Origin of the sequence: Bacteroides sp. 4_1_36, from assembly GCF_003466325.1 — a bacterium.
Lineage (GTDB): Bacteria > Bacteroidota > Bacteroidia > Bacteroidales > Bacteroidaceae > Bacteroides > Bacteroides uniformis.
On the sequence record NZ_QSOX01000003.1, the window covers coordinates 245,657 to 270,352 of the forward strand.

General features: G+C 46.6%; 20 protein-coding genes. 11 read left to right on the forward strand and 9 right to left on the reverse strand.

All coding sequences use genetic code 11. The annotated features are described in order from the left end of the window. Positions 1-359: 359 nt before the first annotated feature. The 3 genes from guaA (DXD65_RS05385) (at position 360) to DXD65_RS05395 (ending at position 4,028) form a co-directional block, all read left to right on the forward strand. Positions 360-1,913, forward strand: a complete 1,554-nt coding sequence (guaA, locus tag DXD65_RS05385) for a glutamine-hydrolyzing GMP synthase (RefSeq protein ID WP_005823593.1) — start codon at positions 360-362, stop codon at positions 1,911-1,913. Between the two features lie 39 nt (positions 1,914-1,952). Then, complete coding sequence (guaA, locus tag DXD65_RS05390; RefSeq protein ID WP_005823591.1) at positions 1,953-3,260, forward strand: glutamine-hydrolyzing GMP synthase; 1,308 nt, start codon at positions 1,953-1,955, stop codon at positions 3,258-3,260. Between the two features lie 81 nt (positions 3,261-3,341). Continuing rightward, positions 3,342-4,028 carry an SGNH/GDSL hydrolase family protein gene (locus DXD65_RS05395; protein WP_005823589.1) on the forward strand — a complete coding sequence of 229 codons (687 nt, stop codon included), beginning with the start codon at positions 3,342-3,344 and terminating at the stop codon, positions 4,026-4,028. A gap of 20 nt (positions 4,029-4,048) precedes the next feature. Here DXD65_RS05395 and DXD65_RS05400 read toward each other — a convergent pair whose 3' ends face one another. Then, a complete protein-coding gene (locus DXD65_RS05400; RefSeq protein ID WP_005823588.1) occupies positions 4,049-4,711 on the reverse strand; it encodes a Crp/Fnr family transcriptional regulator in 663 nt (220 codons plus the stop codon). Between the two features lie 101 nt (positions 4,712-4,812). Next, positions 4,813-5,502: a rhomboid family intramembrane serine protease gene (locus DXD65_RS05405; protein ID WP_005823585.1), complete on the reverse strand. Its 690-nt coding sequence runs from the start codon at positions 5,500-5,502 to the stop codon at positions 4,813-4,815. Between the two features lie 170 nt (positions 5,503-5,672). Here DXD65_RS05405 and DXD65_RS05410 point away from each other — a divergent pair, with 170 nt between their 5' ends. The 3 genes from DXD65_RS05410 to DXD65_RS05420 are packed head-to-tail and all read left to right on the forward strand — an operon-like array spanning position 5,673 to position 10,329. Continuing rightward, positions 5,673-7,613 carry a glycogen debranching enzyme N-terminal domain-containing protein gene (locus tag DXD65_RS05410; protein ID WP_005823580.1) on the forward strand — a complete coding sequence of 647 codons (1,941 nt, stop codon included), beginning with the start codon at positions 5,673-5,675 and terminating at the stop codon, positions 7,611-7,613. Positions 7,614-7,627: 14 nt separating this feature from the next. Beyond that, a complete protein-coding gene (locus DXD65_RS05415; protein WP_008666090.1) occupies positions 7,628-8,896 on the forward strand; it encodes a glycosyltransferase family 4 protein in 1,269 nt (422 codons plus the stop codon). Positions 8,897-8,913: 17 nt separating this feature from the next. Continuing rightward, entirely contained in the window at positions 8,914-10,329 is a 1,416-nt protein-coding gene (locus DXD65_RS05420) for a glycoside hydrolase family 57 protein (RefSeq protein WP_117681420.1), read from the forward strand. 80 nt (positions 10,330-10,409) lie between these two features. On the opposite strand, the gene DXD65_RS05425 is transcribed toward DXD65_RS05420, so the two are convergent. Further along, positions 10,410-11,993 carry a DUF4270 domain-containing protein gene (locus DXD65_RS05425; protein WP_016272626.1) on the reverse strand — a complete coding sequence of 528 codons (1,584 nt, stop codon included), beginning with the start codon at positions 11,991-11,993 and terminating at the stop codon, positions 10,410-10,412. Positions 11,994-12,016: 23 nt separating this feature from the next. Next, positions 12,017-12,841, reverse strand: a complete 825-nt coding sequence (locus tag DXD65_RS05430; RefSeq protein ID WP_005823572.1) for a glycogen/starch synthase — start codon at positions 12,839-12,841, stop codon at positions 12,017-12,019. A gap of 246 nt (positions 12,842-13,087) precedes the next feature. Here DXD65_RS05430 and panC point away from each other — a divergent pair, with 246 nt between their 5' ends. Together panC and panD are read left to right on the forward strand one after the other, a co-directional pair. Beyond that, the gene (panC, locus tag DXD65_RS05435) at positions 13,088-13,945 is read left to right on the forward strand and encodes a pantoate--beta-alanine ligase (RefSeq protein WP_044469131.1); all 858 of its coding nucleotides are present in this window, start codon (positions 13,088-13,090) and stop codon (positions 13,943-13,945) included. A 32-nt stretch (positions 13,946-13,977) separates the two neighbouring features. Next, positions 13,978-14,331 (forward strand): aspartate 1-decarboxylase, encoded by a 354-nt coding sequence (gene panD / locus DXD65_RS05440; RefSeq protein WP_005823568.1) that lies wholly within the window; start codon positions 13,978-13,980, stop codon positions 14,329-14,331. 63 nt (positions 14,332-14,394) lie between these two features. Here panD and DXD65_RS05445 read toward each other — a convergent pair whose 3' ends face one another. Next, positions 14,395-16,041 (reverse strand): S41 family peptidase, encoded by a 1,647-nt coding sequence (locus tag DXD65_RS05445; RefSeq protein WP_117887401.1) that lies wholly within the window; start codon positions 16,039-16,041, stop codon positions 14,395-14,397. 107 nt (positions 16,042-16,148) lie between these two features. Next, positions 16,149-18,449 carry a bifunctional dihydroorotate dehydrogenase B NAD binding subunit/NADPH-dependent glutamate synthase gene (locus tag DXD65_RS05450; RefSeq protein ID WP_005835472.1) on the reverse strand — a complete coding sequence of 767 codons (2,301 nt, stop codon included), beginning with the start codon at positions 18,447-18,449 and terminating at the stop codon, positions 16,149-16,151. 196 nt (positions 18,450-18,645) lie between these two features. Between DXD65_RS05450 and DXD65_RS05455 the strand changes: the two genes are divergently transcribed. Genes DXD65_RS05455 through DXD65_RS05465 form a run of 3 tightly spaced genes read left to right on the forward strand, consistent with a single transcriptional unit; the run spans position 18,646 to position 22,503 of the window. Then, positions 18,646-20,781 carry a TonB-dependent receptor domain-containing protein gene (locus DXD65_RS05455; protein WP_233556118.1) on the forward strand — a complete coding sequence of 712 codons (2,136 nt, stop codon included), beginning with the start codon at positions 18,646-18,648 and terminating at the stop codon, positions 20,779-20,781. A gap of 5 nt (positions 20,782-20,786) precedes the next feature. Further along, positions 20,787-21,800, forward strand: coding sequence for a sensor histidine kinase (locus DXD65_RS05460; protein WP_117887403.1), 1,014 nt, complete (start codon positions 20,787-20,789; stop codon positions 21,798-21,800). Position 21,801: 1 nt separating this feature from the next. Beyond that, entirely contained in the window at positions 21,802-22,503 is a 702-nt protein-coding gene (locus tag DXD65_RS05465) for a LytR/AlgR family response regulator transcription factor (RefSeq protein ID WP_005828898.1), read from the forward strand. 147 nt (positions 22,504-22,650) lie between these two features. On the opposite strand, the gene serS is transcribed toward DXD65_RS05465, so the two are convergent. From serS to rplU, 3 genes are all read right to left on the reverse strand, one after another. Further along, a complete protein-coding gene (gene serS, locus DXD65_RS05470) occupies positions 22,651-23,925 on the reverse strand; it encodes a serine--tRNA ligase (RefSeq protein WP_005828896.1) in 1,275 nt (424 codons plus the stop codon). A 141-nt stretch (positions 23,926-24,066) separates the two neighbouring features. After that, positions 24,067-24,336 carry a 50S ribosomal protein L27 gene (gene rpmA, locus DXD65_RS05475; protein WP_005828893.1) on the reverse strand — a complete coding sequence of 90 codons (270 nt, stop codon included), beginning with the start codon at positions 24,334-24,336 and terminating at the stop codon, positions 24,067-24,069. A gap of 22 nt (positions 24,337-24,358) precedes the next feature. Continuing rightward, positions 24,359-24,676 carry a 50S ribosomal protein L21 gene (gene rplU, locus DXD65_RS05480; protein ID WP_005828892.1) on the reverse strand — a complete coding sequence of 106 codons (318 nt, stop codon included), beginning with the start codon at positions 24,674-24,676 and terminating at the stop codon, positions 24,359-24,361. Positions 24,677-24,696 lie beyond the last annotated feature (20 nt).

Below are 24,696 nucleotides of genomic sequence, written 5' to 3' on the forward strand. Positions count from 1 at the left end.
GTCTTAGAATTCCGCGCCTAATATTATAACATGATGAAAGCGTTCATGGCTTTTGATACATTCCCTAATGCATTTAACTCTCCCCGGTACCGCCGGAAACTGTCCCTTTTTATACTAAGCAGTAATCTTACCACAGCCGTGGTAAGAAAATAACATTGCTGTGGTAAGCAAGTTGCATAGCTGTGGTAAGAAAACAGCACGGTTGTAGTAAGAATAGCTTTTAGTATCCTTGTGGATAGTTCTAGCCTGAAATTAAAGCTGTTTTTAGTAAAAAAACGTTTTTCTGTCACATTATCCCTGATAATTCCTTTACTTTTTCTACTTTTGCAAATCATTTATTAAAGTCTATACGGATTTATATGCAAGAGAAGATTATTATTCTTGATTTCGGTTCGCAAACCACGCAGCTCATCGGCCGCCGGCTGCGCGAATTGAATGTCTATTGCGAGATTGTACCTTACAACAAATTTCCATACGGAGATGAGAGTGTAAAAGGAGTTATCCTTTCGGGTAGCCCCTTTTCTGTTTATGATAAGAGTGCATTCAAGGTAGATTTGAGCGGGATTCGTGGGAAATACCCCATTCTGGGTATCTGCTACGGTGCGCAGTTTATCTCCTACAGCAACGGTGGACGGGTGGAGCCGGCAGGAACCCGCGAGTACGGACGTGCCCATCTCGGTTCTTTCGATTCGGAGAATGTCCTTTTCAAAGGGGTAAGGAAGAATACCCAAGTATGGATGAGCCATGGAGACACGATTACAGCCATTCCCGACAACTTCAAGATTATAGCTTCTACGGACAAGGTAGCGATTGCTGCTTACCAGGTGTCCGGCGAGGAGATGTGGGGAGTGCAGTTCCATCCGGAAGTATTTCATAGCGAGGACGGTACGCAGATGCTGCGCAACTTCGTGGTGGACGTATGCGGTTGCAGCCAGAGCTGGAGCGCCGCATCGTTTGTAGATACTACTGTGGCCGAACTGAAGGAGCAGCTTGGCAACGACCGAGTTATCCTGGGACTGAGTGGCGGTGTGGATTCTTCGGTAGCCGCCGTGTTGCTGCATCGTGCCATTGGCAAGAACTTGACCTGTATCTTTGTGGACCACGGACTGCTTCGCAAGAATGAGTTCAAGAATGTGATGCACGACTACGAATGCCTGGGACTGAACGTGATTGGCGTGGATGCCAGCGAGAAGTTCTTCAAGGATTTGGAGGGAGTGACCGAGCCTGAGCAAAAGCGTAAAATCATCGGCCGCGATTTTATCGAGGTCTTCGATGCCGAAGCGCACAAGATAACCGATGCCCGTTGGTTGGCACAAGGCACCATTTATCCCGACCGCATCGAGAGCCTAAACATTACGGGCAAGACCATCAAGAGCCATCACAACGTGGGCGGTCTGCCCGAGGAGATGAACCTCCGTCTGTGCGAACCGTTGCAGTGGCTGTTCAAGGACGAAGTACGCCGCGTGGGACGCGAATTGGGAATGCCCGAACATTTGATTACCCGTCATCCTTTCCCCGGTCCGGGACTGGCTGTCCGCATCCTGGGGGATATAACACCGGAGAAGGTGCATACTTTGCAGGAAGCCGACGATATTTTCATTCAGGGCTTGCGTGACTGGAAAGTGCAGGATGCCGACGGCAACGAGACATCGCTCTACCATCAGGTCTGGCAGGCGGGCGTCATTCTTCTGCCCGTACAGAGTGTGGGCGTGATGGGCGACGAACGCACCTATGAACGTGCAGTGGCCTTGCGTGCCGTTACTTCCACCGATGCCATGACAGCCGACTGGGCGCATCTGCCCTACGAATTCCTGGGTAAGGTGTCCAACGACATTATAAATAAGGTGAAAGGTGTGAACCGCGTGACCTATGACATCTCTTCAAAACCACCCAGCACAATAGAATGGGAATAAGACCGACTGAAATTATTAACTTAAAAACAATATAGAAGAATGAAGCAGGATATGATTGTGATTCTGGATTTGGGAAGCCATGAGAACACAGTGCTTGCCCGGGCGATTCGTGCGTTGGGAGTATATAGCGAAATCTACCCGCACGACATTACTGCCGCCGAACTGAAGGCCTTGCCGAATGTGAAAGGCATCATCATCAACGGCGGCCCCAACAATGTGGTTGACGGGGTGTCCATCGACGTGTTGCCCGAGATTTACGAAGCGGGATTCCCCGTAATGGCTGCCGGACACGACAAGGCGCTGTGCGAAGTGAAGCTGCCGCAGTTTACGGATGATGTGGAAGCCATCAAGGAGGCTGTGAAATCTTTCGTATTCGATACTTGCAAGGCTGAGGCGAACTGGAACATGACGAATTTCGTCAACGACCAGGTGGAGTTGATACGTCGTCAGGTGGGCGACCGTAAGGTGCTGCTGGCACTGTCCGGTGGTGTGGATAGCTCCGTGGTGGCCGCTTTGCTGCTGAAAGCCATCGGAGACAAGCTGGTTTGCGTACACGTGAACCACGGACTGATGCGTAAGGGCGAATCGGAAGCCGTGGTGGAAATCTTTGGCAAGGAGCTGAAAGCTAACTTGATATACGTGGATGCTACAGACCGTTTCCTCTCCAAGCTGGAAAACGTGGCTGACCCGGAAGAAAAGCGCAAGATTATCGGCGGAGAGTTTATCCGTGTCTTTGAGGAAGAAGCCCGCAAGCTGGACGGTATCGACTTCCTGGGACAAGGTACCATCTATCCCGATATTGTAGAGAGTGGCACAAAAACAGCCAAGATGGTGAAGTCTCATCACAACGTAGGCGGTCTGCCCGAGGATTTGCAGTTTGAATTGGTGGAGCCGTTGCGCCAGCTGTTCAAGGACGAAGTACGTGCATGCGGTGTAGAGCTTGGATTGCCGTACGAGATGGTTTACCGTCAGCCGTTCCCCGGTCCCGGATTGGGAGTACGTTGTCTGGGAGCCATTACCCGCGACCGCTTGGAGGCTGTACGCGAGTCGGATGCCATTCTGCGTGAGGAATTCCAACTGGCAGGCCTGGATAAGAAGGTATGGCAGTATTTCACTGTGGTGCCCGATTTCAAATCTGTGGGTGTACGCGACAATGCACGTTCGTTCGACTGGCCCGTCATTATCCGTGCCGTCAACACAGTGGATGCCATGACCGCTACCATTGAGCCGGTGGACTGGCCCATCCTAATGAAGATTACCGACCGTATTCTCAAGGAAGTGAAAACCGTCAATCGCGTTTGTTATGATATGTCTCCGAAACCCAATGCGACTATCGAGTGGGAGTGAGATTGACCAATGATAATGATAGCCTCACCTTAAAAACGGTGGGGCTGTTTTTTTTATAACAAAACAACAAAGAATAGAACAATGAAACTTTTATGTATGATTGCTGTCTTTTTGTGCATCCCCTGGGTAGCCTCTGACGCACAGAAGCAGGACTGGGGAAATTTGAAACGCTATGCAGAGGCAAACAAGGAACTGGTACGGAAGGGAAAACAGAAGGACCGGGTGGTTTTTATGGGCAACTCCATCACGGAAGGATGGGTGGCAAACGATGCCGCTTTCTTTGAAGACAACGGTTATGTGGGCCGTGGTATAGGCGGGCAGACTTCTTCCCATTTCCTGCTCCGTTTTCGCGAAGATGTCATCAAGCTTGCTCCGGCGCTGGTCGTGATAAATGCAGGTACCAATGACATTGCGGAAAATGCAGGCGCTTATAATGAAGAATACACTTTTGGAAATATAGTGTCTATGGTAGAGCTGGCACGGGCCAATAAGATAAAGGTGATTTTGACGTCTGTGTTGCCTGCCGCTGCCTTTGGCTGGAATCCTTCGGTGAAGGATGCTCCGCAAAAGATAATGCAGCTGAATGCCAGAATCCGGAAGTATGCCCAGGAAAACAAGATTCCTTATGTCGACTATTACAGTGAGATGGTGGAAGGCGACAATAAGGCTCTGAACTCCTCGTATACCCGGGATGGGGTACACCCCACTCTAGAAGGGTATAAAGTGATGGAAGCCTTGATAAAGAAAGCGATAGACAAGGTGTTGTAGGAAATCCCGGTTCAGGTGGCCTATAAGAGCTTTTCTGCGTCGGGAATCATCATCTCGCCTCTGTGCAGTTCGAGCAGGCCTTTCTCCTGCATGCTGTTCAACGCTCTTGATACTCCCATACGGGTATCATTGACCACCTGAGCCAATTCTTCCATTTTTATTTTCAGTATTTTCCTGCCTGACGGACGTTCGATATGTGTCAGGATAAAGTTGCCGATACGTTTCTCAAGGTTGTCGGTGCTTTCTGCCCAAAGACGGCTGTTTAGGCTTTGGGCGCGGTTGCTGATGATATTCATGTAATTCAGGCGGAATATGTCATATTTGAACAATTCGCTCATGACGAAAGCCTTGCTGATGCTCACTGTGTGGGTCTCGGTTTGGGCGGTATAGGCCGAGACGTAGGAGGTGCTCATCCCGAACAGAGATTGTGGCTCGATGACATAAGGTGCCTGAAAATATTCCGTGGAGCTGTATGATGTATTCGCAGATGAAGTACATGAGGAGATTTCACCTTTCAATACGAATATCAGTTGACTGCATGTGTCACCGGCTTTCACGATAACTTCGCCGGCTTTATGCTTTGTAAAGCTCAGCTTGACTTTCCCCAGGATATTGGTAAAGTCTTCTTGTGCGAGTCCTTGAAAGAGTGGCAGTTGCAGTAATGTATCAAACATTGTATTCATAATGCTTTTTCTTCTTGTTTTGAAACAAAAGTAGATATTATCAAGGTGTACTGTAAACTCTTTGCCCCTCTTTTTGTTTTTTTTATTGTTTCTTAAACGTGCTATTCAATCCTTGTAGACGAATCCTCATCCTTCTCCTCTTCCTTCTTATCGTCCTCATCCTCATTGTTTTCCTCATCTTCGTCTTCCTCTTCGTCTTCCTCTCCGGCAAACGGATCGGGCCGTTGGGGACCGTATTCCATAAAGCCTATGGCGCATAGCGTGCCTGCTATGGCTCCGCTAAGGTGTCCTTCCCAGGAAGTGGTGGCTTTGGCAAATTGTGGGAACATATTCCATACCAGGCCGCCATATAGGAACGTTATCAACAGTGAAATGGCGATAAGCGGTACATGTTTGCGCAGAATGCCGCTGAAGAACAGAAAAAAAGCCAGTCCGTATATGATGCCGCTGGCTCCGATATGCCATCCCGGTTTCCCTATAAGAAAGGTAAGCGCACCGCATCCTATCCAAATGGCAAAGAAGATGTAGGGGGCTATATGCCGGTAGAAATAGAACAGACACCACATCAGGAAAAAGAGTGGAATCGTATTGGCGAACAGATGCTTGAAACTGCTGTGTACCAGTGGATGTGCGAAAATTCCGAACACGCCCCGCTGTTCCATCGGATATACTCCCAGTCGTGTGAAGTTCCAATCCATGCCTGTCTCCAAAAACTTTAAAATGTATAAAATGAATAGCAGGAATAGGGGTATAACCGCCGCCAATGCCATTCTGCGTATATCATGCTTCATATTTCGTACAGTGATTGCTATTTTTGTACAATACTACGGAATATTTGACGAAAACCGAAAAAAAACTGACTTTTTATTTTGCCTATAAGCTTTAATTCGTATTTTTGGGCATCGCTACATGGCTTGTAGCGCATATACCGAAATAATTAACCTTTAAATAATGCACAACTATGAGTTATTTACGATTTGACAAGACCCTGATGATTAATCTGCAAGAATCTTTGCCAAGGGAGATATTGCGGACGAATAGGTCGGGAGCCTATCATTGTACAACAATTGTAGATTGTAACACACGCAAATATCACGGTCTGTTGGTGATACCGGTCCCCAACCTCGATGATGAAAACCATGTGCTGCTGTCTTCTTTGGATGAAACTGTAATTCAGCACGGTGCGGAGTTCAACCTGGGGTTGCATAAGTATCAAGGAAACCACTTCAGTCCTAACGGGCACAAGTATATCCGAGAGTTTGACTGTGAAAATATCCCCACAACTACCTATCGTGTAGGAGGCGTCATCCTTCGTAAGGAAAAGATTTTCGTACACCATGAAAATCGGATTCTGATTCGTTATACCTTGGTCGATGCCCATTCGGCAACCACACTTCGTTTCCGCCCTTTCCTGGCATTCCGCAGTGTGCGCGAGTACACGCACGAAAATGCGCAGGCAAGCCGCGACTACCAGTTGGTAGAGAATGGCATTAAAACCTGCATGTATCCCGGTTATCCGGAGTTGTTCATGCAGCTCAACAAAAAGAATGAGTTCCACTTCCAGCCTGACTGGTATCGTGGTATCGAGTATCCCAAAGAACAGGAACGCGGATATGACTTCAACGAAGACCTTTATGTGCCGGGATATTTTGAAGTGGATATAAAGAAAGGGGAAAGCGTTGTCTTCTCCGCCGGTATCTCCGAGATTTCTCCCCGCAAGCTGAAGCAGACTTTTGAGTCCGAGGTGGCCGACCGCACTCCGCGTGACAGTTTTTACCACTGTCTGAAAAACTCGGCGCACCAGTTTCACAACAAGCAGGGGGAGGAGCATTATGTGCTTGCAGGCTATCCTTGGTTCAAGTGTCGCGCCCGTGACTTGTTCATCTCCCTGCCGGGTCTTACTTTGGCCTTAGGCGAGCAAGATGAATTTGAAGACGTGATGAAAACAGCCGAAAAGGCTATCCGTGAGTTTATCAATGGAGAACCTTCCTCCTATAAGATATACGAGATGGAGCATCCGGATGTGCTGCTGTGGGCTGTCTGGGCTTTACAGCAGTATGCCAAGGAGACTTCGCGTGAAAATTGCCGGCAGATGTACGGTAATCTTCTCGAGGAGATTGTTGACTATATCCATGAACGCAGGCATGACAATCTCTTCCTGCACGAAAACGGACTGTTGTATACCAATGGCACCGAGAAAGCGGTTACCTGGATGAACTCTACCGCCAATGGCCGCCCGGTTATTCCACGTACGGGCTACATTGTAGAAGTGAATGCACTGTGGTACAATGCCCTGCGTTTTGTAGCCGATATGGTTCGGGAGGGGGGCAATGAAATTCTTGCCGATACACTGGACGCTCAGGCAGAAATCACCGGAAAGTCTTTCGTAGACGTCTTCCGCAATGAGTATGGCTATCTGTTCGACTATGTGGATGGTTATATGATGGACTGGAGCGTACGTCCCAACATGATATTTACCGTTGCCTTTGACTATTCTCCGTTGGATAGGGCCCAGAAGAAACAGGTGCTTGATATTGTGACGAAAGAACTGTTGACTCCGAAGGGCTTGCGTACACTGAGCCCCAAGAGTGGCGGATACAATCCGAATTATGTAGGTCCTCAGATTCAAAGAGATTATGCCTATCATCAGGGTACGGCATGGCCGTGGCTGATGGGTTTCTACATGGAAGCATATCTGCGTATCTATAAAGTGAGTGGCGTGTCGTTTGTAGAGAGATACCTCATCGGTATGGAAGATGAAATGACTTCCCACTGTATTGGCGCATTGCCCGAACTCTTCGATGGTAATCCTCCGTTTGTTGGAAGAGGGGCGGTGTCATTTGCCATGAATACGGCGGAAATCCTGCGTATCTTGAAGTTATTGTCTAAGTATAATTTATAATAGGAGGAACGAAGATGAAAGTTTTAATGTTTGGATGGGAATTTCCTCCCAAAATATATGGTGGTCTTGCGGTTGCTTCTTATGGAATAACTAAGGGATTGAGTTTGCAGGGTGATGTGGAAACTACTTTCTGCATGCCCAAGCCGACGGGCGAAGAAGAGGACTTCTTGAAGATAGTGGGCATGAACCAGGTGCCTATCGTGTGGCGTGATGTCGATTACAATTATTTGAAGTCGAGGCTGACGCGCAACATGACGCCGGAAGATTATTATTCTTTCCGCGACCATATTTATTCGGATTTCTCTTATATGCACGTCAATGACATAGGCTGCATGGACTTTGCCGGCGGTTATCCCGGCAACCTGCACGAAGAGATAAACAACTTCTCGGTGATTGCCGGAGTAGTGGCTCGCCAGCAGGAATTTGATATTATTCATGCCCACGACTGGCTGACGTATCCTGCCGGAGTGCATGCCAAGATGGTGAGCGGAAAGCCGCTCTGTATCCATGTCCATGCTACGGACTTTGACCGTTCGCGCGGAAAAGTCAATCCTACCGTCTATTCTATGGAGAAGAACGGTATGGATTATGCCGACTGCATCATGTGCGTGTCCGAACTGACCCGCCGCACGGTTATTGAGCAGTACCATCAGAACCCCAAGAAGGTGTTTGCCATGCACAATGCCGTCTATCCTCTCTCGCAGGAATACCAGGACATTCCGCGTCCCGACCATTCCAAAGAAAAGATTGTGACATTCCTGGGCCGTATCACCATGCAGAAGGGGCCGGAATACTTTGTGGAAGCAGCTTCGCTGGTATTGCAGCGTGCCCGCAACATCCGCTTTGTGATGGCCGGTTCGGGAGATATGATGGATGCCATGATTAATCTGGCGGCCGAGCGGGGCATTGCCGATCGGTTCCACTTCCCGGGCTTCATGAAGGGAAAGCAGGTATATGAGGTTTACAAGAACAGTGATGTATTCGTTATGCCTTCCGTTTCCGAGCCTTTCGGTATCGCTCCGCTGGAAGCCATGCAGTGTGGAACTCCTTCCATCATTTCCAAGCAGTCGGGATGCGGTGAAATTCTTGATAAGGTCATTAAGACCGATTATTGGGACATTCATGCAATGGCCGATGCCATTTATTCTCTCTGCACCAATCCCGCTCTCTTCCAATATCTGCAGGAGGAAGGCAAGAAGGAAGTGGATGGAATCACGTGGGAAAAAGTAGGTTTGAGAATCCGCGCCCTCTACGAGGATGTGTTAAGAAACTATGGTAAATAACAAAAACAATAATAGAAATGAGAACTATCTGTCTTTATTTTGAAATACATCAAATCATTCATCTGAAACGTTACCGTTTCTTTGATATAGGTACCGATCATTATTACTACGATGATTATGCCAATGAAACCAGTATCAATGATGTAGCCGAACGCTCTTATATCCCGGCATTGAACACCCTGATTGAAATGGTGAAGAATTCCGGAGGTGCGTTTAAAGTGGCTTTCTCCATTTCGGGGGTTGCGCTGGAGCAGTTGGAAATATATGCGCCGGCTGTCATCGACTTGTTGCACCAGCTGAATGATACCGGTTGCTGTGAGTTCCTTGCCGAGCCTTATTCCCATGGCCTTTCTTCTCTGGCCAACGAGGATTGCTTCAAGGAAGAGGTGATGCGTCAGAGCGCTAAGATGAAGCAAATGTTCGGTAAGGCACCGAAGGTGTTCCGTAATTCCAGTCTGATTTATAATGACGAGATTGGTGCGATGGTGGCAGCTTTGGGATTCAAGGGTATGCTGACGGAAGGAGCCAAGCATGTTCTGGGTTGGAAGAGTCCGCACTATGTATACCATTGCTCTATGAATCCTAACTTGAAGTTGCTGTTGCGTGACTTTAAGCTGTCTGACGACATCAGCCTGCGCTTCTCCAACTCCGAGTGGAACGAGTATCCTTTGTTTGCCGACAAGTACATCAACTGGATTGATGCTCTGCCGCAGGAAGAGCAGGTTATCAATGTCTTTATGGAACTCTCTGCTCTGGGTATGGCACAGCCGTTGTCTTCCAATATTCTGGAATTCCTGAAGGCACTTCCATACTGTGCCAAGGAAAAGGGGATTACTTTCTCCACACCGACGGAAATCGTTACCAAACTGAAATCTGTTTCCCAGTTGGATGTTCCATACCCAATGTCTTGGGTGGACGAAGAAAGAGATACCAGCTGTTGGCTGGGTAACGTGATGCAGCGTGAAGCATTCAACAAGCTGTATAGTGTTGCCGAACGTGTCCATCTCTGTGATGACCGCCGTATCAAGCAAGACTGGGATTATCTGCAGGCAAGTAACAACTTCCGTTTCATGACTACCAAGCAAAGCGGTGTCGGCTTGAACCGTGGTATTTATGAATCTCCTTTTGATGCTTTTACCAATTATATGAATATTCTTGGTGACTTTATCAAACGTGTCGATTCTCTCTATCCGGTGGATATAGATAACGAAGAACTGAATGCATTGCTGACCACTATCCAGAACCAAGGTGCCGAGATAGAGGAACTGCATAAGGAATTGGAGAAAGCACAGGCCAAGTTGGAGAAGATAAAGGCTGCAGAAAAGAAAGAGAGCAAGGCTACAGCTAAATCTGCCGCAGAAAAACCGGCAAAGGCCAAGGCTCCTGCCAAAAAGCCTGCCGCAAAGAAAACAACTAAAAAGGCTGCTGAATAATATCGGCAGCTTGTCCCATCAATCAAAAAAGCCTTCCGCTCTACAATGAGCGGAAGGCTTTTTTATGGAATATCTGTCAGTTACTTGTTGAAACTGGTGTATGTAACTTCTATTTTCAGCGGAGATTCCACTTCGCCTTTTGCATTCTCTTTCGGGCCGCCTTTTAGTTTGGCATATCCCGGCTTGAGGTCGTTTTGGATACCGGTTATGGTTTTGTTGCCGCTGCTGCTTGTACTGCTGTCATAGGTAATGGAAACCGGAATCAGCAATACCTTATCCCAGTCTTCATTTTCTTTGTTCCAAGTTTTTTCCCACTCTGTCTCATTCCAAGAACTGCCGGCCTTTTCTTTGGCGGCTTTCTTGGCAGCTTGTTTTTCGTTGATGCAAGTGGTAACCAACCGGGCTATGTTGCTGAATACATATTGATTGGTAGCAAATGCATTGTGGGTGGTTGTAAATGAGGTAATATTATCCCTGACTTTGTTCTCTTCAAAGAAGCTCTTCAACTCCTGCTTACGTATCAACAGCACGTCATTAGGAGCACTCATGCTATATTCGTAGTCACTGTTTATATTGTAATTCGTGAAAGTCAGTTTCACGGCATTCAGGGTGTCATTGGTCAGTTTGTTGTATATTGAATCGTATGGCATGATAGCTTCGGTGAAGATACCGGCAGGAGATTTAATGTAAGTGTGCTGAGGTTCGGCAGCCTTTTCCTTTATTAAATCTGAATTCAGGAACTGGTTTGCCTGGATAACCTCTTTGGTAGAGGCAAATACAGTCTGCATGCTATAGAACAAAGAGTCTGTACCATCTTTTTTCTTCAGTGCTACACCGGTAGTATCATTTACGTGGTGGAAACGGAATTGCATATTCAAAGCCACATAATCCACATAGAGGATGGTTCCATCTCCGTAATCGCTCTTTACATATACTCCTTTGAAAATCTTGTCTATGAAAGTTGCGGCGTCTTTAAAGTATTCGGGATGCTCGCGATAAACCTTCAATATTCTGTCTTCGCCGAAAGTTTTCTTGTCCAATGGGAACGTCACATTGGGATAGAAAGTATAATAACCATTATTGTCCTTTTCAAATCTCACAGAATCCGGAACAGACGTATCGAAAGCTGAATAAGCCTTACGTCCGAGCAGGGACTTGGGGTCGTACTTGTTGTAGTACTCTTCCGGATTGATATTGGTATAGCGATTTTTGTCCAGCTTCTTGTCCAGTTCATAGATACTCATCCGGCATGCATTCAGGGAGTCGCCGAACCAACTGGAGTAATAGACTGCAAGTTGCACTGAAACTACCGAGTCGGCAGTCATTGTACCAGTTGCCTTGATTGGATTTCCTTCACTGTCCCGTTCGGTCACTTTATACACTTCCGGAAGGGAGAAGTTTTCCGTACAGTTCAGCTCCGTAAGGAAACTTGTTTCGTAATAACCGAATTCCGGGTCGGAAAACTTGCCTATATAGCCGGTACTCGTTTTGGCAAATACAGAATCAACGGCAAATGAACGTGTTGTTACATTAAAAGTAGTAGTATGCGCTGACATGCCGTCAGAATCGGGCAACATACCCAGACCTAATGTTCCGGTGTTGTCATCGCATCCAAAGAAAGTCAGGACTGCCAAAAGCAATGTTCCCAGGTATCTTACTTTCATAGTTTTAACTGTCTAAATCGATTTTATTTTTGTTCTGTTTCCCATACCTTGTCGTAGAAGTCATTGCAGGCTTCAGCAAAGTTCTCGGGAGATTGATATTCCAATACCGGTTTTCCGGATTCGCGGGCATAGTTCAGTACTTCCTCATTGACGTGTTCGCTTTGCTGGATAATGCCGTCGGAGAAGTCAGCAGCCAGTTTGCAAAGTGCTGTGTAGTCAATGGGTTCCTTCAATCCTGCAATATCTTTCTTGGCGATGCCTTTCAACAATAGCTTGTTAGAGAAGTCTGCGTGGAAAGGTTGTTTGAAGTCATCTTCATAAAGGGAAAATATGACCTTGGCATCTCTGAAGGAAGGTTCGTCTTTATAGGCTTTTTTGATGTACAGAGGCGCTAAAGCGGTCATCCAGCCGTGGCAGTGGATGATGTCGGGACACCAACGCAGTTTCTTCACCGTTTCCAGTACGCCACGGGCATAGAAGATGGCACGGGCATCATTGTCTTCATACTCTTCACCATTTTCGTCTGTTACCTGCAAGCGGTTCTGGAAGTAGTCATCGTTGTCGATGAAGTATACTTGCATACGTGCAGACTGGATAGAGGCAACCTTGATGATGAGCGGGTGATCGGTATCGTCAATGATGAGGTTCATGCCGGAGAGTCGTATCACCTCATGCAGCTGGTTTCTGCGTTCGTTGATATTTCCCCATTTGGGCATAAACGTTCTGATTTCTCTGCCTTTTTCTTGAATAGCCTGAGGTAGGTTTCTGCCTACGAGGGACATTTCGGATTCTGAAACGTAAGGGGTAATTTCTTGGGTTATAAATAAAACCTTGTTCGCCTTTGTCATAATAACAATGTTCTCAATTATTCTGCAAAGATATAAAAAAAATCGGGCAATAAAGCAAACAGAGCCCGTCTATAATTCCTTATGAATTGTTAACTGCTTGTTATTCAGTGAAACAGCTGCTTTTGGAATTGCCGGAAAGTGTACTGAGTTTTGCATTAATTTGCGATATTTCTTCTTTATATGCTAAATAATGGTTTATTTTGCACCGCTTTTGCGAACAACCAAGTTATTATATAACCAATTAAAATGGAAATAGTACATACTATCAAGGACTTGCAGGCCGGACTTTCGGCTTTGAGAGCCCAGGGAAAGAAGGTAGGTCTGGTGCCTACGATGGGTGCTTTGCATGCCGGTCATGCCTCATTGGTGAAACGTTGTGTGGCAGAAAATGACGCTGCCGTAGTAAGCGTTTTTGTAAATCCGACCCAGTTTAATGACAAGAATGATTTAGTGAAATATCCCCGTACGCCGGAGGCTGATTGCCGTTTGCTGGAGGAGTGTGGAGCGGCATTTGTCTTTGCACCTTCAGTGGAGGAGATGTATCCGGAACCGGATGCCCGCCGTTTCAGCTATGCGCCGCTGGACACAGTGATGGAAGGAGCATTCCGTCCGGGACATTTTAACGGTGTCTGCCAGATTGTGAGCAAACTGTTTGATGCTGTGCAGCCGGATCGTGCCTACTTTGGCGAGAAAGATTTCCAGCAGCTGGCAATTATTCGCGAGATGGTCCGCCAGATGAAATATCCTTTGGAAATTGTAGGGTGTCCGATTGTGCGTGAGGAAGACGGGTTGGCTCTGAGCAGTCGCAATGCCCGTTTATCTGCCGAAGAACGTAAAAATGCACTGAAAATTTCGCAGACTTTATTTGAAAGTCGTACCTTTGGAGCTTCACATACGGTAGCTGAGACACAGAAGTTTGTGGAAGACACCATCGCAGCCGCCCCCGGATTGCGTTTGGAATACTTTGAGCTGGTGGATGGCAATACCTTACAGAAGATTACCGATTGGGAGGAAACTTCTTATGCTGTGGGTTGCATCACAGTATTCTGTGGGGAAGTTCGTCTGATTGATAATATCAAGTACAAAGAGCCTGCTGCCTTGTAATTTATAATTAGTAATTCGTAATTTATAAAGATATGATGATTGAAGTGTTGAAGTCGAAAATCCATTGTGCCCGCGTCACGGAAGCGAACCTGAACTATATGGGAAGCATTACGATTGATGAAGATTTGATGGATGCCGCCAACATGATTGCTGGCGAGAAGGTGTATATAGCCGACAATAATAACGGTGAACGTTTTGAAACCTACATTATTAAAGGCGAGCGTGGCTCTGGCAAAATTTGCCTGAACGGTGCGGCAGCCCGCAAGGTGCAACCTGATGACATCGTTATTATCATGTCCTACGCGCTGATGGACTTTGAAGAAGCCAAGTCGTTCAAGCCGACGGTGATTTTCCCCGACCCGGCAACGAACAAGGTGGTGAAGTAGTCTCTTTATTGAAATATGGAAATAAAGCCCTGTTTGCAATTTATTTGTAAACGGGGCTTTGTTTTACTTCTGATTCTTCTCCGCAGGGTTCGTATGAGAATGAGGAGCCGATTTAATCTTGTCGAGTAAATACAGAATCTCAGTTTGGACATCGAAATTATATCTTTGGTAATCCTGATAGGTGGGCATCAAGTCTGGATAAAGTGTGTGGGCACACCGGTCTTTGCCCGGAAAGCATATTTGTATGGAGTTGGAGATAGAGCCTTGCATACCGGTATAGGGTAGCCGGAATAAGGTTTGTTCCATGTAGGTATTGGGGGCTTGTCCGCTGGGTATTCCTACAAGGGTAGCACCCATTTTCCACAGATAGAAAGTGTAGTGGAAAGCTGCACTGAAGGTATGTTCGTTGGTAATGACGTAAATGTGTTCCGGAGTATAGAGCGCCTTTCCTTGTTGCTTTCTCAATTCTTCCGGCACACTGGACATACAGTTCTCAATGAAGTCGGTCCGTCGCTGTTCTATGTTTGTGGTGTCTGCTTCGTCCGTACTGAAAGTGTAGTCACCGTAGGCATAGTCTGTTCCGTATGCTTGGTTGAAATCCTGTAAGTTTGTCTGTAGTTTTTGCATGTAGAGGGGAGAGATGATACGATAGAATTCTATATCCATATCCGTTTGCAGGAAGTGGTCGCCGAACAGTTGGTAAAGTGTGGGTAGGACAATTGGAGTCCAGCCGCCGCTATTGTTGCGCAAATCTATGATGAGGGTGGAGGAGGCTTCCTTCTTCATCTCTTTCAGCATATGGGCGAAAACTTCGGAAAGGGACGGGAGTTGCCGAATGGCTTGCAGGGTATCGGCGGGCATATCTTGTTTCAGGATATCCCGATAATAGAATCCTATTTGCCGGTATAAATCTTTCAGCCCTTGTTTTTGCATATACTCAAAATTATCCCGTGCCATGATACTGTTGATATTGATGAGCATTATTTGCTTGTCGTTGTCTATGAACTGATAGGCCAGTTGTTTGTCTGTATAAGCTTTCCAACTGTTATTGTGTTGCATGGGTGTGTTTTGCACTTCCTGCCTTGACAATAAGGGAAGGGTTAATCCTCTTGATTTGCCGTCGGGAGTAAGAAGTGAGAGGTGAAGGTTGTCTTTCATTTCAGGGAAAAGCTGTCTCAAGAAATGTTCCGTAGGCATGGACCTGCATAGATTGGCATAACGGTCATATAGGTTTTCACTGGCTTGGATAGCGGCAGTGCGGGCCAGTACCTCTTCTAAAGAATCTCCGTTGATGGTTGTGATACGGCTACCTAACAAGTCTTTGTACGTTTCAGGGATTCCTTGAAGTATAATGCCGTCGGGGATGGTGCGTACTTCCAGTGCCAGGTAACGCTGATTTGCTTGTTGATTGGCTGTGGGAGGTAAAAGGTAGGTATGTCCGTCTTGCAGATTGGATAGGAAAATGCTTACCTTATCAAAAAAGGTCTGTTTCGTACCGGGAGTCCGGCGTAACTCGTTCTCCAGATGGAAAGCTTGTTCGTAGAAGAATACTTTTCCTCCGAAGCCGCTGTAAGGGTCGGGATGGGTTGCTGCCAGTTCTTTTACCAGATACCGAAAGTCTGAGGCAAGGGAATCCCCGTTTAGGGGCTCTTGGGCGCTTGCCAATAGGGAAGCCAGACAGGGAAGGAGGGATAGATAAATACGTTTCATATTCTTGAAATATTTAAATTGTATGCTAGAAGGGGAAAGTAGAGGAAGAGGTTGTAGTAGAATAAAAAAGGTGGAGTTCGTATGTCTCCACCTTTCATGACAGATTCTTATTTTTTTAGCTGTTCGTTCATCGCTGCTGCTGCCTTTCGTCCGTCTCCCATGGCAAGGATTACGGTAGCACCTCCGCGGACAATGTCTCCTCCGGCAAAGATGGTCGGGATGGACGACTGCATGTTATCGTTGACGGCAATCGTTCCTTTCCGGCCCAATTCCAGTCCCTTGATGGAGCTTGGGACAATCGGGTTGGGAGATACACCTACGCTGACGATGGCAAGGTCAATGTCGATGGTTTCCGTGGCTCCGGGGATGGGTACGGGACTGCGGCGTCCGCTGGCATCCGGCTCACCCAGTTCCATTTTCTGAAGCACCACTTGTTTCACTTTTCCTTGTTCGTCGGCAATGTATTCGATTGGGTTGTGGAGGGTCAGGAATTCTACACCTTCTTCCTTGGCATGTTTCACCTCCTCGATACGTGCCGGCATTTCTTCTTCCGAACGACGGTAGATAATTAGGGCGCGCGCTGCACCGAGGCGGCGTGCAGTACGCACGGAGTCCATGGCAGTATTACCGCCGCCTATCACGGCTACACATTTGCCGAAGGGAACCGGTGTATCGGAATCTTCACTTGCCGCATCCATCAGGTTGACACGGGTCAGGTATTCATTGGACGAGAGGATATTGATGGAGTTCTCGCCGGGGATGTTCATAAAGTTGGGCAGTCCTGCACCGGAAGCTACGAATATGCCTTTGAAGCCTTCCTCTTCCAGTTGTTCCACGCTGAGCGTCTTGCCGATGATACAGTCCTTGACGAATTCTACTCCCATTTTGGCAAGGTTGTCAATTTCCACATCCACCACTTTGTTGGGCAGGCGGAACTCAGGAATGCCATATTTCAATACACCACCAATCTCGTGCAGTGCTTCGAAAACAGTCACGTCATAGCCATACTTCGCCATATCTCCGGCAAATGACAGACCGGCGGGACCCGAACCGATGACAGCTACTTTGATACCGTTCTTTTCCTTGATTTCAGGTATGGAGATTTGTCCGCTCTCCCGTTCGTAGTCAGCGGCAAAACGTTCCAGATAGCCGATGGCTACCGGCTTTTCGTTCATTTTCAGATGGATACATTTGGATTCGCACTGTTTCTCCTGCGGGCAGACGCGACCGCAGACGGCAGGCAGTGCACTGGTTTCTTTCAGTGTCTTGGCTGCTTCGAGGAATTCACCGCGCTCAATGTTCTTGATGAAGCGGGGGATGTCGATACCTACCGGACAACCTTCCGTACATCCGGGGTTGGCGCAGTCCAAGCAACGTTTGGCCTCTGTCAGCGCTTGTTCTTTCGTTAACCCTTGGTTGACTTCCTCCTTGCGGCTGTGCGAGCGGTATTCTGCATCGAGCTCGTTCATCTCCACGCGTGGAATGGCAGTCCGTTCTTTGGCTTTCATGGATTTGCGTAACTCCTGACGCCATGCAGCATTACGGCTTTTCTCATCTTCCATGTTTTCACCGGTAGCTTGGCAGGTCTGAGGTTCTTCCAGCTTGTGCATCTCCTCGCGTTCGATGTTTTTAAAAGCGCCCATACGCTTCAGCATCTCGTCGAAGTCCACTTGATGTCCGTCGAACTCAGGGCCGTCCACACATACAAATTTGGTCTTTCCTCCGATGGTGATTCGGCAGGCGCCACACATGCCGGTACCGTCAACCATAATCGTATTCAGGGATACATCCGTGGGGATTTCGTATTTCTTTGTCAGCAAACAAACAAATTTCATCATGATGGCGGGGCCGATGGCGAAACACTTGTTCACCTTCTCGCGCTTGATGACTTCTTCTACGCCTTCCGTCACCAGACCTTTTCGTCCGTAGGAACCGTCGTCGGTCATGATAATGACTTCGTCGGAGCTTTCGCGCATCTCCTTTTCAAGGATGATCAGTTCTTTGGTACGTCCTGCCAGTACGGTGATGACGCGGTTGCCGGCAGCTTTCAGCGCTTGCACGATAGGGAGCATGGGAGCTACGCCTACACCACCTCCGGCACAGACCACAGTACCGAAGTTGTCAATGTGCGTAGCTTGTCCCAACGGGCCGACAACATCCGTAATATAATCGCCTTCGTTCAGTTCGCAAAGACGGGTAGAGGAGAGCCCGACTTCCTGAACCACCAGTGTGATGGTTCCCTTTACCGGGTCGGCTTCCGCAATGGTAAGCGGCATACGTTCGCCTTTTTCGCCCACACGTACAATGACAAAGTGCCCTGCCTTACGTGATTTGGCAATCAATGGTGCTTCAATGACTAACTTAAAGACCTTTTCAGAAAAGTGTTCTTTGCTAATGATTTTATTCATTATCTAATAATTTTGTTGGTGTAATTACGCAATTACTGTCAGATTGATAGATTTTGCAAAGATAGGGGTTATTTGGTAATATCAAAAGAAGAATAGGGTAAAACTGCATGTTGTCACTGGATAACATTCCTTTGTCACTATAATTTGTTCACTTTCTACAGCCTGCCTACTTTTGAAATAAAAAATGAGGAAGAGTATGTATCGAAATGTTTTTTTAGGGGCAATTTTATTGAGTATGCCTTTGGTGGTTTGGTCGCAGCAGGATACGATTGCCGACCAGCGTTTGGAAGAAATTATGGTAACTGCTAAACTCCCGTTGGTAGAAATATCTGCCGGTAAAACAAGTTACCGGATGGATGCGTCAGTCACTCAAAGTACGGGAAGTCTTTATGATGTTCTTGCTTCCCTGCCGGGAGTCGTGATAGATTCCAATGGTAATATCTTGCTGAACGGACAAAGCGGTGCGACGATTCTGATGGATGGCAAGCCTACTTATCTTTCGGGAGATGAATTGATGAGTCTGTTGAAATCTACTCCTGCAACTAATGCTGATAAGATAGACTTGATAACCCAGCCTTCCGCACGCCACGATGCGGCGGGAAGCTCCGGGTTGATTGATATCCGTACAAGAAAAATCAGACTGCGCGGTGTGAATCTGGCCTTGAACGGCAATGGCAGTCTTGGACGGACGGGTAGCGGTTATGGAGGTGCCTCCATGAATATCCGGGAGAATAAGTTCAATCTTTATTTGAACTATTCGTATTATCAGGGGAAGGATGTCATAGACTTGTTTATCGACCGTGCGTTCGAACGGGATGGAGGAAGGATGATGCAGGACTCTTACCGGAAGCGTAGGAATTATTCGCACTATTTTCGTACCGGATGTGATTATTATCTCAATGAGCGGACAGTTTGGGGAGTCTCATTGGGTGGAAACTTTTCCCGGCAAAGGGAAAATGCAGGCATGTTTACGGAAATCCGAGAAACCGGAGTTGCGGGAAATACTTACAGCCATGCGGAGCAAAACCGGAATAATGTTTCTGCCGGAACCAGTATGGTGCACAAGCTGAAAAGAGAAGGGGGAGAACTCAGCGCTTCTTTTGATTATTTCCATTACTACCGTGTTGGAAACCAGTTGATGGATAGTTTTAAGCCCGATACATTGAAAGGGGATATGAAGGGAAATACCGACTTATATGTCGGACAGATAGATGCGGTTTATCCATTGAGTGAGGTTTGGAAGTTACAGGCCGGAGTCAAAACCTCATTTGTTACGATAGACAATACGGCAGGTTATATGCGTCCGTCGGTTTCCGGCTGGCTGCCGGACGGGGCACTTGGTTCCCGATTCGTATATGATGAGAATATCAATGCCTCTTATCTACAAGTCGGCTATGAGAAAGACCGCTTGAAAATCTCAGCGGGTCTAAGGTTGGAACATACCCATGTACACGGGGATTTTGGAGGAAATACACAACAGAAAGACTCTTCGTTTACAACGAATTACTTCCATTTGTTTCCTACTATTGCTTTGCAATACGGTTTGACTTCGGAACATCTGTTTCAGCTTTCGTATGGCAGGCGTATTACCCGCCCCAATTATGGTGATTTGAATCCTTTTACCTATATATTTGATGACTATACCCATGAAGGGGGAAATACGAAGCTGCATCCTTCTTTCTCTGATAATATAGAGTTGGGGTATGTGTATCGTGACTGGTTTCAGACAGTGCTCTTTTTCTCGCATACAGATGATGCTATCATGAAGAGCTATCGCGAACAGGAGGGGCGGCGTATCTATGTAATGCCCCAGAATCTGTCTTCCTATGTACAGACGGGTATGCGTGTACATGCCGCCAACCTCTCACCTGTTTCTTTTTGGAAGGTGAATCTGACCGCTATCGGTATTTATAATAATTATGGTTGGACGGAGCAAGGGCAGAAAATGAAAAACCGTATGTTTACCCCGATATTCGGCTGCATGAACCAGTTTGCTTTCACTTCCGTATGGTCGGCCGAACTTTCGGCAAATTATAATGGACGAATGGCCTACGGACAAGCCACAGTACATCCGGCGCTGGAAGTGAATGTCGGCATCCAAAAGAAGATGTTCCGTAACAGATGCACCGTTACCTTGTTTGCCAAGGATGTATTCAACGCCAATTATCAAAAAGTAGATATTCAATCTCCCGGTGTGCAGGCGTTTGTTGACGAACGGCACAACAAACGTGTGCTGGGTATTGCTTTCGCCTGGCGTTTTCAAAAAGGCAGCGAGACAAAAGAAAGCAGAAGGAAAAAAGAAATAGATGAAACAAAAAGAGTAAATTTGTAACTGTTATGGGCAGACTGTGGAACAAGTGGCTGGTGCCGGCATTATTTGCCGTGATTCTTTTTCTGTGTATTCGTGTGGCGAATGATATTCCGAAACATGAATACTATTGGGAAAGTAATGAGTGGAATTTCATGTTGAAGGATATGCTTGTGGTACTCTTCATGTCTTACCCTATCTTTTTTCTATTGAAGTATTGGCTTTGTTTGTGCCGGAAGCGGAAGTTGGTGTGGTGGCAGGAATACGGGGTGGTTGTCCTGACAGCTCCCGTCTGGTGTCTTCTGACGATGTGGGTTATCCGCTTTTTGATGGGGGTAAGTCTTGATTTATACGATGTGCCTATTCCCGCCATAGTCAGTATGTTGCTTGGCGGCTTCTTCTATATATTCTTGCGTAATCAGATGATACAGAAGGAAAACGAAGCTCAACGCCTGCAATTGGAGAAGATAAAAAATGACCAGCTCCAGACAGAGCTGAAATTCCTTAAAGCACAATATCATCCACACTTTCTTTTTAATGTACTCAATACGGTTTATTTTCAGATAGATGAGAATAATGAGGCTCCACGGCATACTCTTGAGCAATTGTCCGATTTGCTTCGTTACCAATTATACAATGACGGGGAGAAAGTGCAAGTTCGTGTGGAAGTGGAATATCTGAAACAATACATCAGCCTATGTAAACTTCGTGCTACGAAGCGGCTGCAGTTGCAGGTGCATTTCGATGAAATGGAGGCGCAGGTTGAGATTTATCCATTGTTGTTTGTACCGTTGGTGGAGAATGCTTTCAAATATGTGGGAGGGAACTATTTTATAGCTATGGATATGTGTCTGAAAGAAGGCAAGTTGTGTTTTAGTATTGAAAATTCTATACCGGAACCATTAGTGCACCAGAAAGGAAAACATGGAATCGGCATAGAAAATCTGAGGCGCAGGCTGGAGCTGCTATATCCGGAGCGTCATACGCTGGACATAAATAGAGGAGATACTTTGTTTAGAGTAAAACTTGTGATAGAATTATAGGATGAAACAGGTAAAATGTGTAATAACCGATGACGAGCCTACTGCATGTGAAGGATTGCAACGCTATGTGGAAAAGGTGGATTTCCTTTCTTTAATGGGTGTATGTGAAGATACTATGCAGTTGAACACTCTTTTGCAGACTGAGCAGCCGGACTTGTTGTTTCTGGATATTGAAATGCCTTATCTTTCGGGGCTTGAACTCTTGGCATCTCTTGCCCATCCGCCTCATGTGATTATCACTTCCGCTTATGAGCAGTATGCATTGAAAGGTTATGAACTTGATGTTACGGACTATCTGTTGAAACCGATTTCGTTTGACCGGTTCCTGAAAGCGGTGAATAAAGTACATGGTCTTTTGCAGCAGGAGAAATGGCCGGATGAAGCTAATAATTTTATATTTGTCCGTTCAGACCGTCAGATGCATAAGGTGTTGTTTAAGGATATTCTGGTGGTGGAGGGGCTGGAAAATTACGTCTGTATTTATACGGAAAGCACAAAGCTGCTTGTACGTTCTACCATGAAGCGTATGATAGAGGCTCTTCCTGGTGGAGTATTTCAGCAAGTCCATAAATCATATCTGATAAATTTGGAAAAGATTGAGATGATAGATGGCAATCGGATTATAGTTGGGAGGCATACTGTTCCGGTGGCACGTAATTTCCGCGAGGAGGTGTTTGCACGTATTTTGAAGAATACTTTGTAGTTGCGCAGGAGAAGCTTGTCATGATAAAACTCCGGGCACGAATTACATGGATTTCACGTTTTTTGCTAACCGCAACTGTGAAATTCATGTAATTCGTGCCCGAAAGAAAGTGTCAAAGGCGTATTGCTGCACGTGACTATTATGGCCTTAGTCTATTATTTCAAATCCCGTATACGGAACCAATGCCTTTGGTATGCGGATTCCTTCTGGAGTCTGGTTGTTTTCCAGCAAGGCGGCAACGATGCGTGGCAGAGCGAGTGCGGAACCGTTCAGCGTATGGCAAAGCTCTGTTTTCTTTTCTGCCGTACGGTAGCGGCATTTCAGACGGTTGGCTTGATAAGTGTCAAAATTAGAGACGGAACTTACTTCCAGCCAGCGTTTCTGTGCTTCGGAATACACCTCAAAGTCAAAACAGAGGGCAGCCGTGAAGCTCATATCGCCACCGCAAAGGCGCAGGATGCGGTAGGGGAGTTCCAGCTTTTGAAGCAAACCTTCTACGTGGTCCAACATCTCCTGGTGGGATTGTTTGCTGTGTTCCGGTTTGTCGATGCGTACCAGTTCCACTTTGGAGAATTCGTGCAGGCGGTTCAAGCCACGTACGTCTTTCCCGTATGAACCGGCTTCACGGCGGAAACATTGTGTGTATGCACAGTTCTTGATGGGCAACTGCTTTTCGTCTAGAATCACATCGCGGTAGATGTTGGTTACGGGGACTTCGGCGGTAGGAATCAAGTAGAGGTCGTCCACTTCGCAATGATACATTTGCCCTTCCTTGTCAGGCAGCTGTCCCGTGCCGTAGCCGGAAGCGGCGTTCACCACTGTGGGCGGCATTATTTCCGTATAGCCGGATTTGCGTGCTTCGTCCAGGAAGAAGTTGATGAGTGCGCGTTGCAGTTGTGCGCCTTTGCCTTTGTATACGGGGAAGCCGGCACCGGTAATCTTGACACCCAGGTCAAAGTCTATCAAGTCATATTTCTTGGCCAGTTCCCAGTGGGGCAGGGCGTCTTTGGGCAGCTCGGTTTCCATACCACCTATTTTCTCTACTACATTGTCGTCGGCACCTACGCCTTCAGGCACGCTGTCGTAGGGAACGTTGGGGATGGTATAAAGCAAAGTCTGCAAATCGTTGGCAGCCTGGTCCATATTGGCTTGCAAGTCCTTGTTGACTTCTTTCAGCTCGGCCACGCGGCTTTTGGCGGCTTCTGCTTCTTCTTTCTTGCCCTCCTTCATCAGTTGTCCGATGGATTTGGAGAGTGAGTTGGCTTCTGCCAGGTTTTTATCTAGGATGGTTTGATTGGCTTTTCTTTTGTCATTGAAGTCCAGCACTTGTGCAATGGTTTCTTTTGCATTCTTGAAGTGCTTCTTTTCCAGTCCGCGGAGAACCGCGTCGGTGTTTTCTGTAATTTGTTTGATGGTAAGCATATCTTATACTTGTTTTTATGTTATTCGGTTTTGTGAGTGCAAAGATATGGAAAAAACAAATAAAGTGTTGCTTTTGACATAAAAGAAAGGGATGCAACCTATTCGGATTGCATCCCTTTTCCTTATTTCTTGTTCGGAAACTTATGCTTCTGCATTTTCTGCAGGGATAACAGAAACTGAACGTCTGTCTTCCTTGCCCACTTTGAATTGTACAGTTCCGTCTACTAAAGCGAAAAGAGTGTGGTCTTTTCCCATACCGATGTTATTACCCGGGTGGAATTCAGTACCTCTTTGACGAACGATGATGTTACCTGCTTTGCAAGCTTCGCCACCAAATATCTTAACGCCTAATCTCTTGCTCTGTGATTCGCGGCCGTTCTTAGAACTACCGACACCTTTTTTATGTGCCATTTCTTCTTACTGTTTTAATTGATTAAGCTACTACTTCTGTAATTGTTAACTCTGTGAATTGTTGACGGTGACCGTTCAACTTACGATAACCTTTTCTTCTTTTCTTGTGGAAAACAAGAACTTTATCGCCTTTTACCATGTTTGATACGACCTGGCAAACAACCTTTGCACCCTCTACTGTGGGAGCGCCTACAGTGATGTTGCCGTCTTTGTCTACCAAAAGAACCTTGTCAAACTCTACTGTTGCACCGTTTTCTGCATTCTGGATGTGGTGTACAAACAGCTTTTTGCCAGCTTCTGCTTTGAATTGCTGACCGTTGATTTCTACAATTGCGTACATTTCTTATATATAATGTATAA

Coding starts and splice junctions, on each gene's coding strand:
- DXD65_RS05420 (WP_117681420.1), top strand. CDS start 8,914: ATGAGAACTATCTGTCTTTATTTTGAAATACATCAAATCATTCATCTG.
- DXD65_RS05460 (WP_117887403.1), top strand. CDS start 20,787: ATGGGCAGACTGTGGAACAAGTGGCTGGTGCCGGCATTATTTGCCGTG.
- DXD65_RS05410 (WP_005823580.1), top strand. CDS start 5,673: ATGAGTTATTTACGATTTGACAAGACCCTGATGATTAATCTGCAAGAA.
- DXD65_RS05425 (WP_016272626.1), bottom strand. CDS start 11,993: ATGAAAGTAAGATACCTGGGAACATTGCTTTTGGCAGTCCTGACTTTC.
- rpmA (WP_005828893.1), bottom strand. CDS start 24,336: ATGGCACATAAAAAAGGTGTCGGTAGTTCTAAGAACGGCCGCGAATCA.
- serS (WP_005828896.1), bottom strand. CDS start 23,925: ATGCTTACCATCAAACAAATTACAGAAAACACCGACGCGGTTCTCCGC.
- panD (WP_005823568.1), top strand. CDS start 13,978: ATGATGATTGAAGTGTTGAAGTCGAAAATCCATTGTGCCCGCGTCACG.
- DXD65_RS05400 (WP_005823588.1), bottom strand. CDS start 4,711: ATGAATACAATGTTTGATACATTACTGCAACTGCCACTCTTTCAAGGA.
- rplU (WP_005828892.1), bottom strand. CDS start 24,676: ATGTACGCAATTGTAGAAATCAACGGTCAGCAATTCAAAGCAGAAGCT.
- DXD65_RS05450 (WP_005835472.1), bottom strand. CDS start 18,449: ATGAATAAAATCATTAGCAAAGAACACTTTTCTGAAAAGGTCTTTAAG.
- DXD65_RS05455 (WP_233556118.1), top strand. CDS start 18,646: ATGTATCGAAATGTTTTTTTAGGGGCAATTTTATTGAGTATGCCTTTG.
- DXD65_RS05415 (WP_008666090.1), top strand. CDS start 7,628: ATGAAAGTTTTAATGTTTGGATGGGAATTTCCTCCCAAAATATATGGT.
- guaA (WP_005823593.1), top strand. CDS start 360: ATGCAAGAGAAGATTATTATTCTTGATTTCGGTTCGCAAACCACGCAG.
- guaA (WP_005823591.1), top strand. CDS start 1,953: ATGAAGCAGGATATGATTGTGATTCTGGATTTGGGAAGCCATGAGAAC.
- DXD65_RS05430 (WP_005823572.1), bottom strand. CDS start 12,841: ATGACAAAGGCGAACAAGGTTTTATTTATAACCCAAGAAATTACCCCT.
- DXD65_RS05395 (WP_005823589.1), top strand. CDS start 3,342: ATGAAACTTTTATGTATGATTGCTGTCTTTTTGTGCATCCCCTGGGTA.
- DXD65_RS05445 (WP_117887401.1), bottom strand. CDS start 16,041: ATGAAACGTATTTATCTATCCCTCCTTCCCTGTCTGGCTTCCCTATTG.
- DXD65_RS05405 (WP_005823585.1), bottom strand. CDS start 5,502: ATGAAGCATGATATACGCAGAATGGCATTGGCGGCGGTTATACCCCTA.
- DXD65_RS05465 (WP_005828898.1), top strand. CDS start 21,802: ATGAAACAGGTAAAATGTGTAATAACCGATGACGAGCCTACTGCATGT.
- panC (WP_044469131.1), top strand. CDS start 13,088: ATGGAAATAGTACATACTATCAAGGACTTGCAGGCCGGACTTTCGGCT.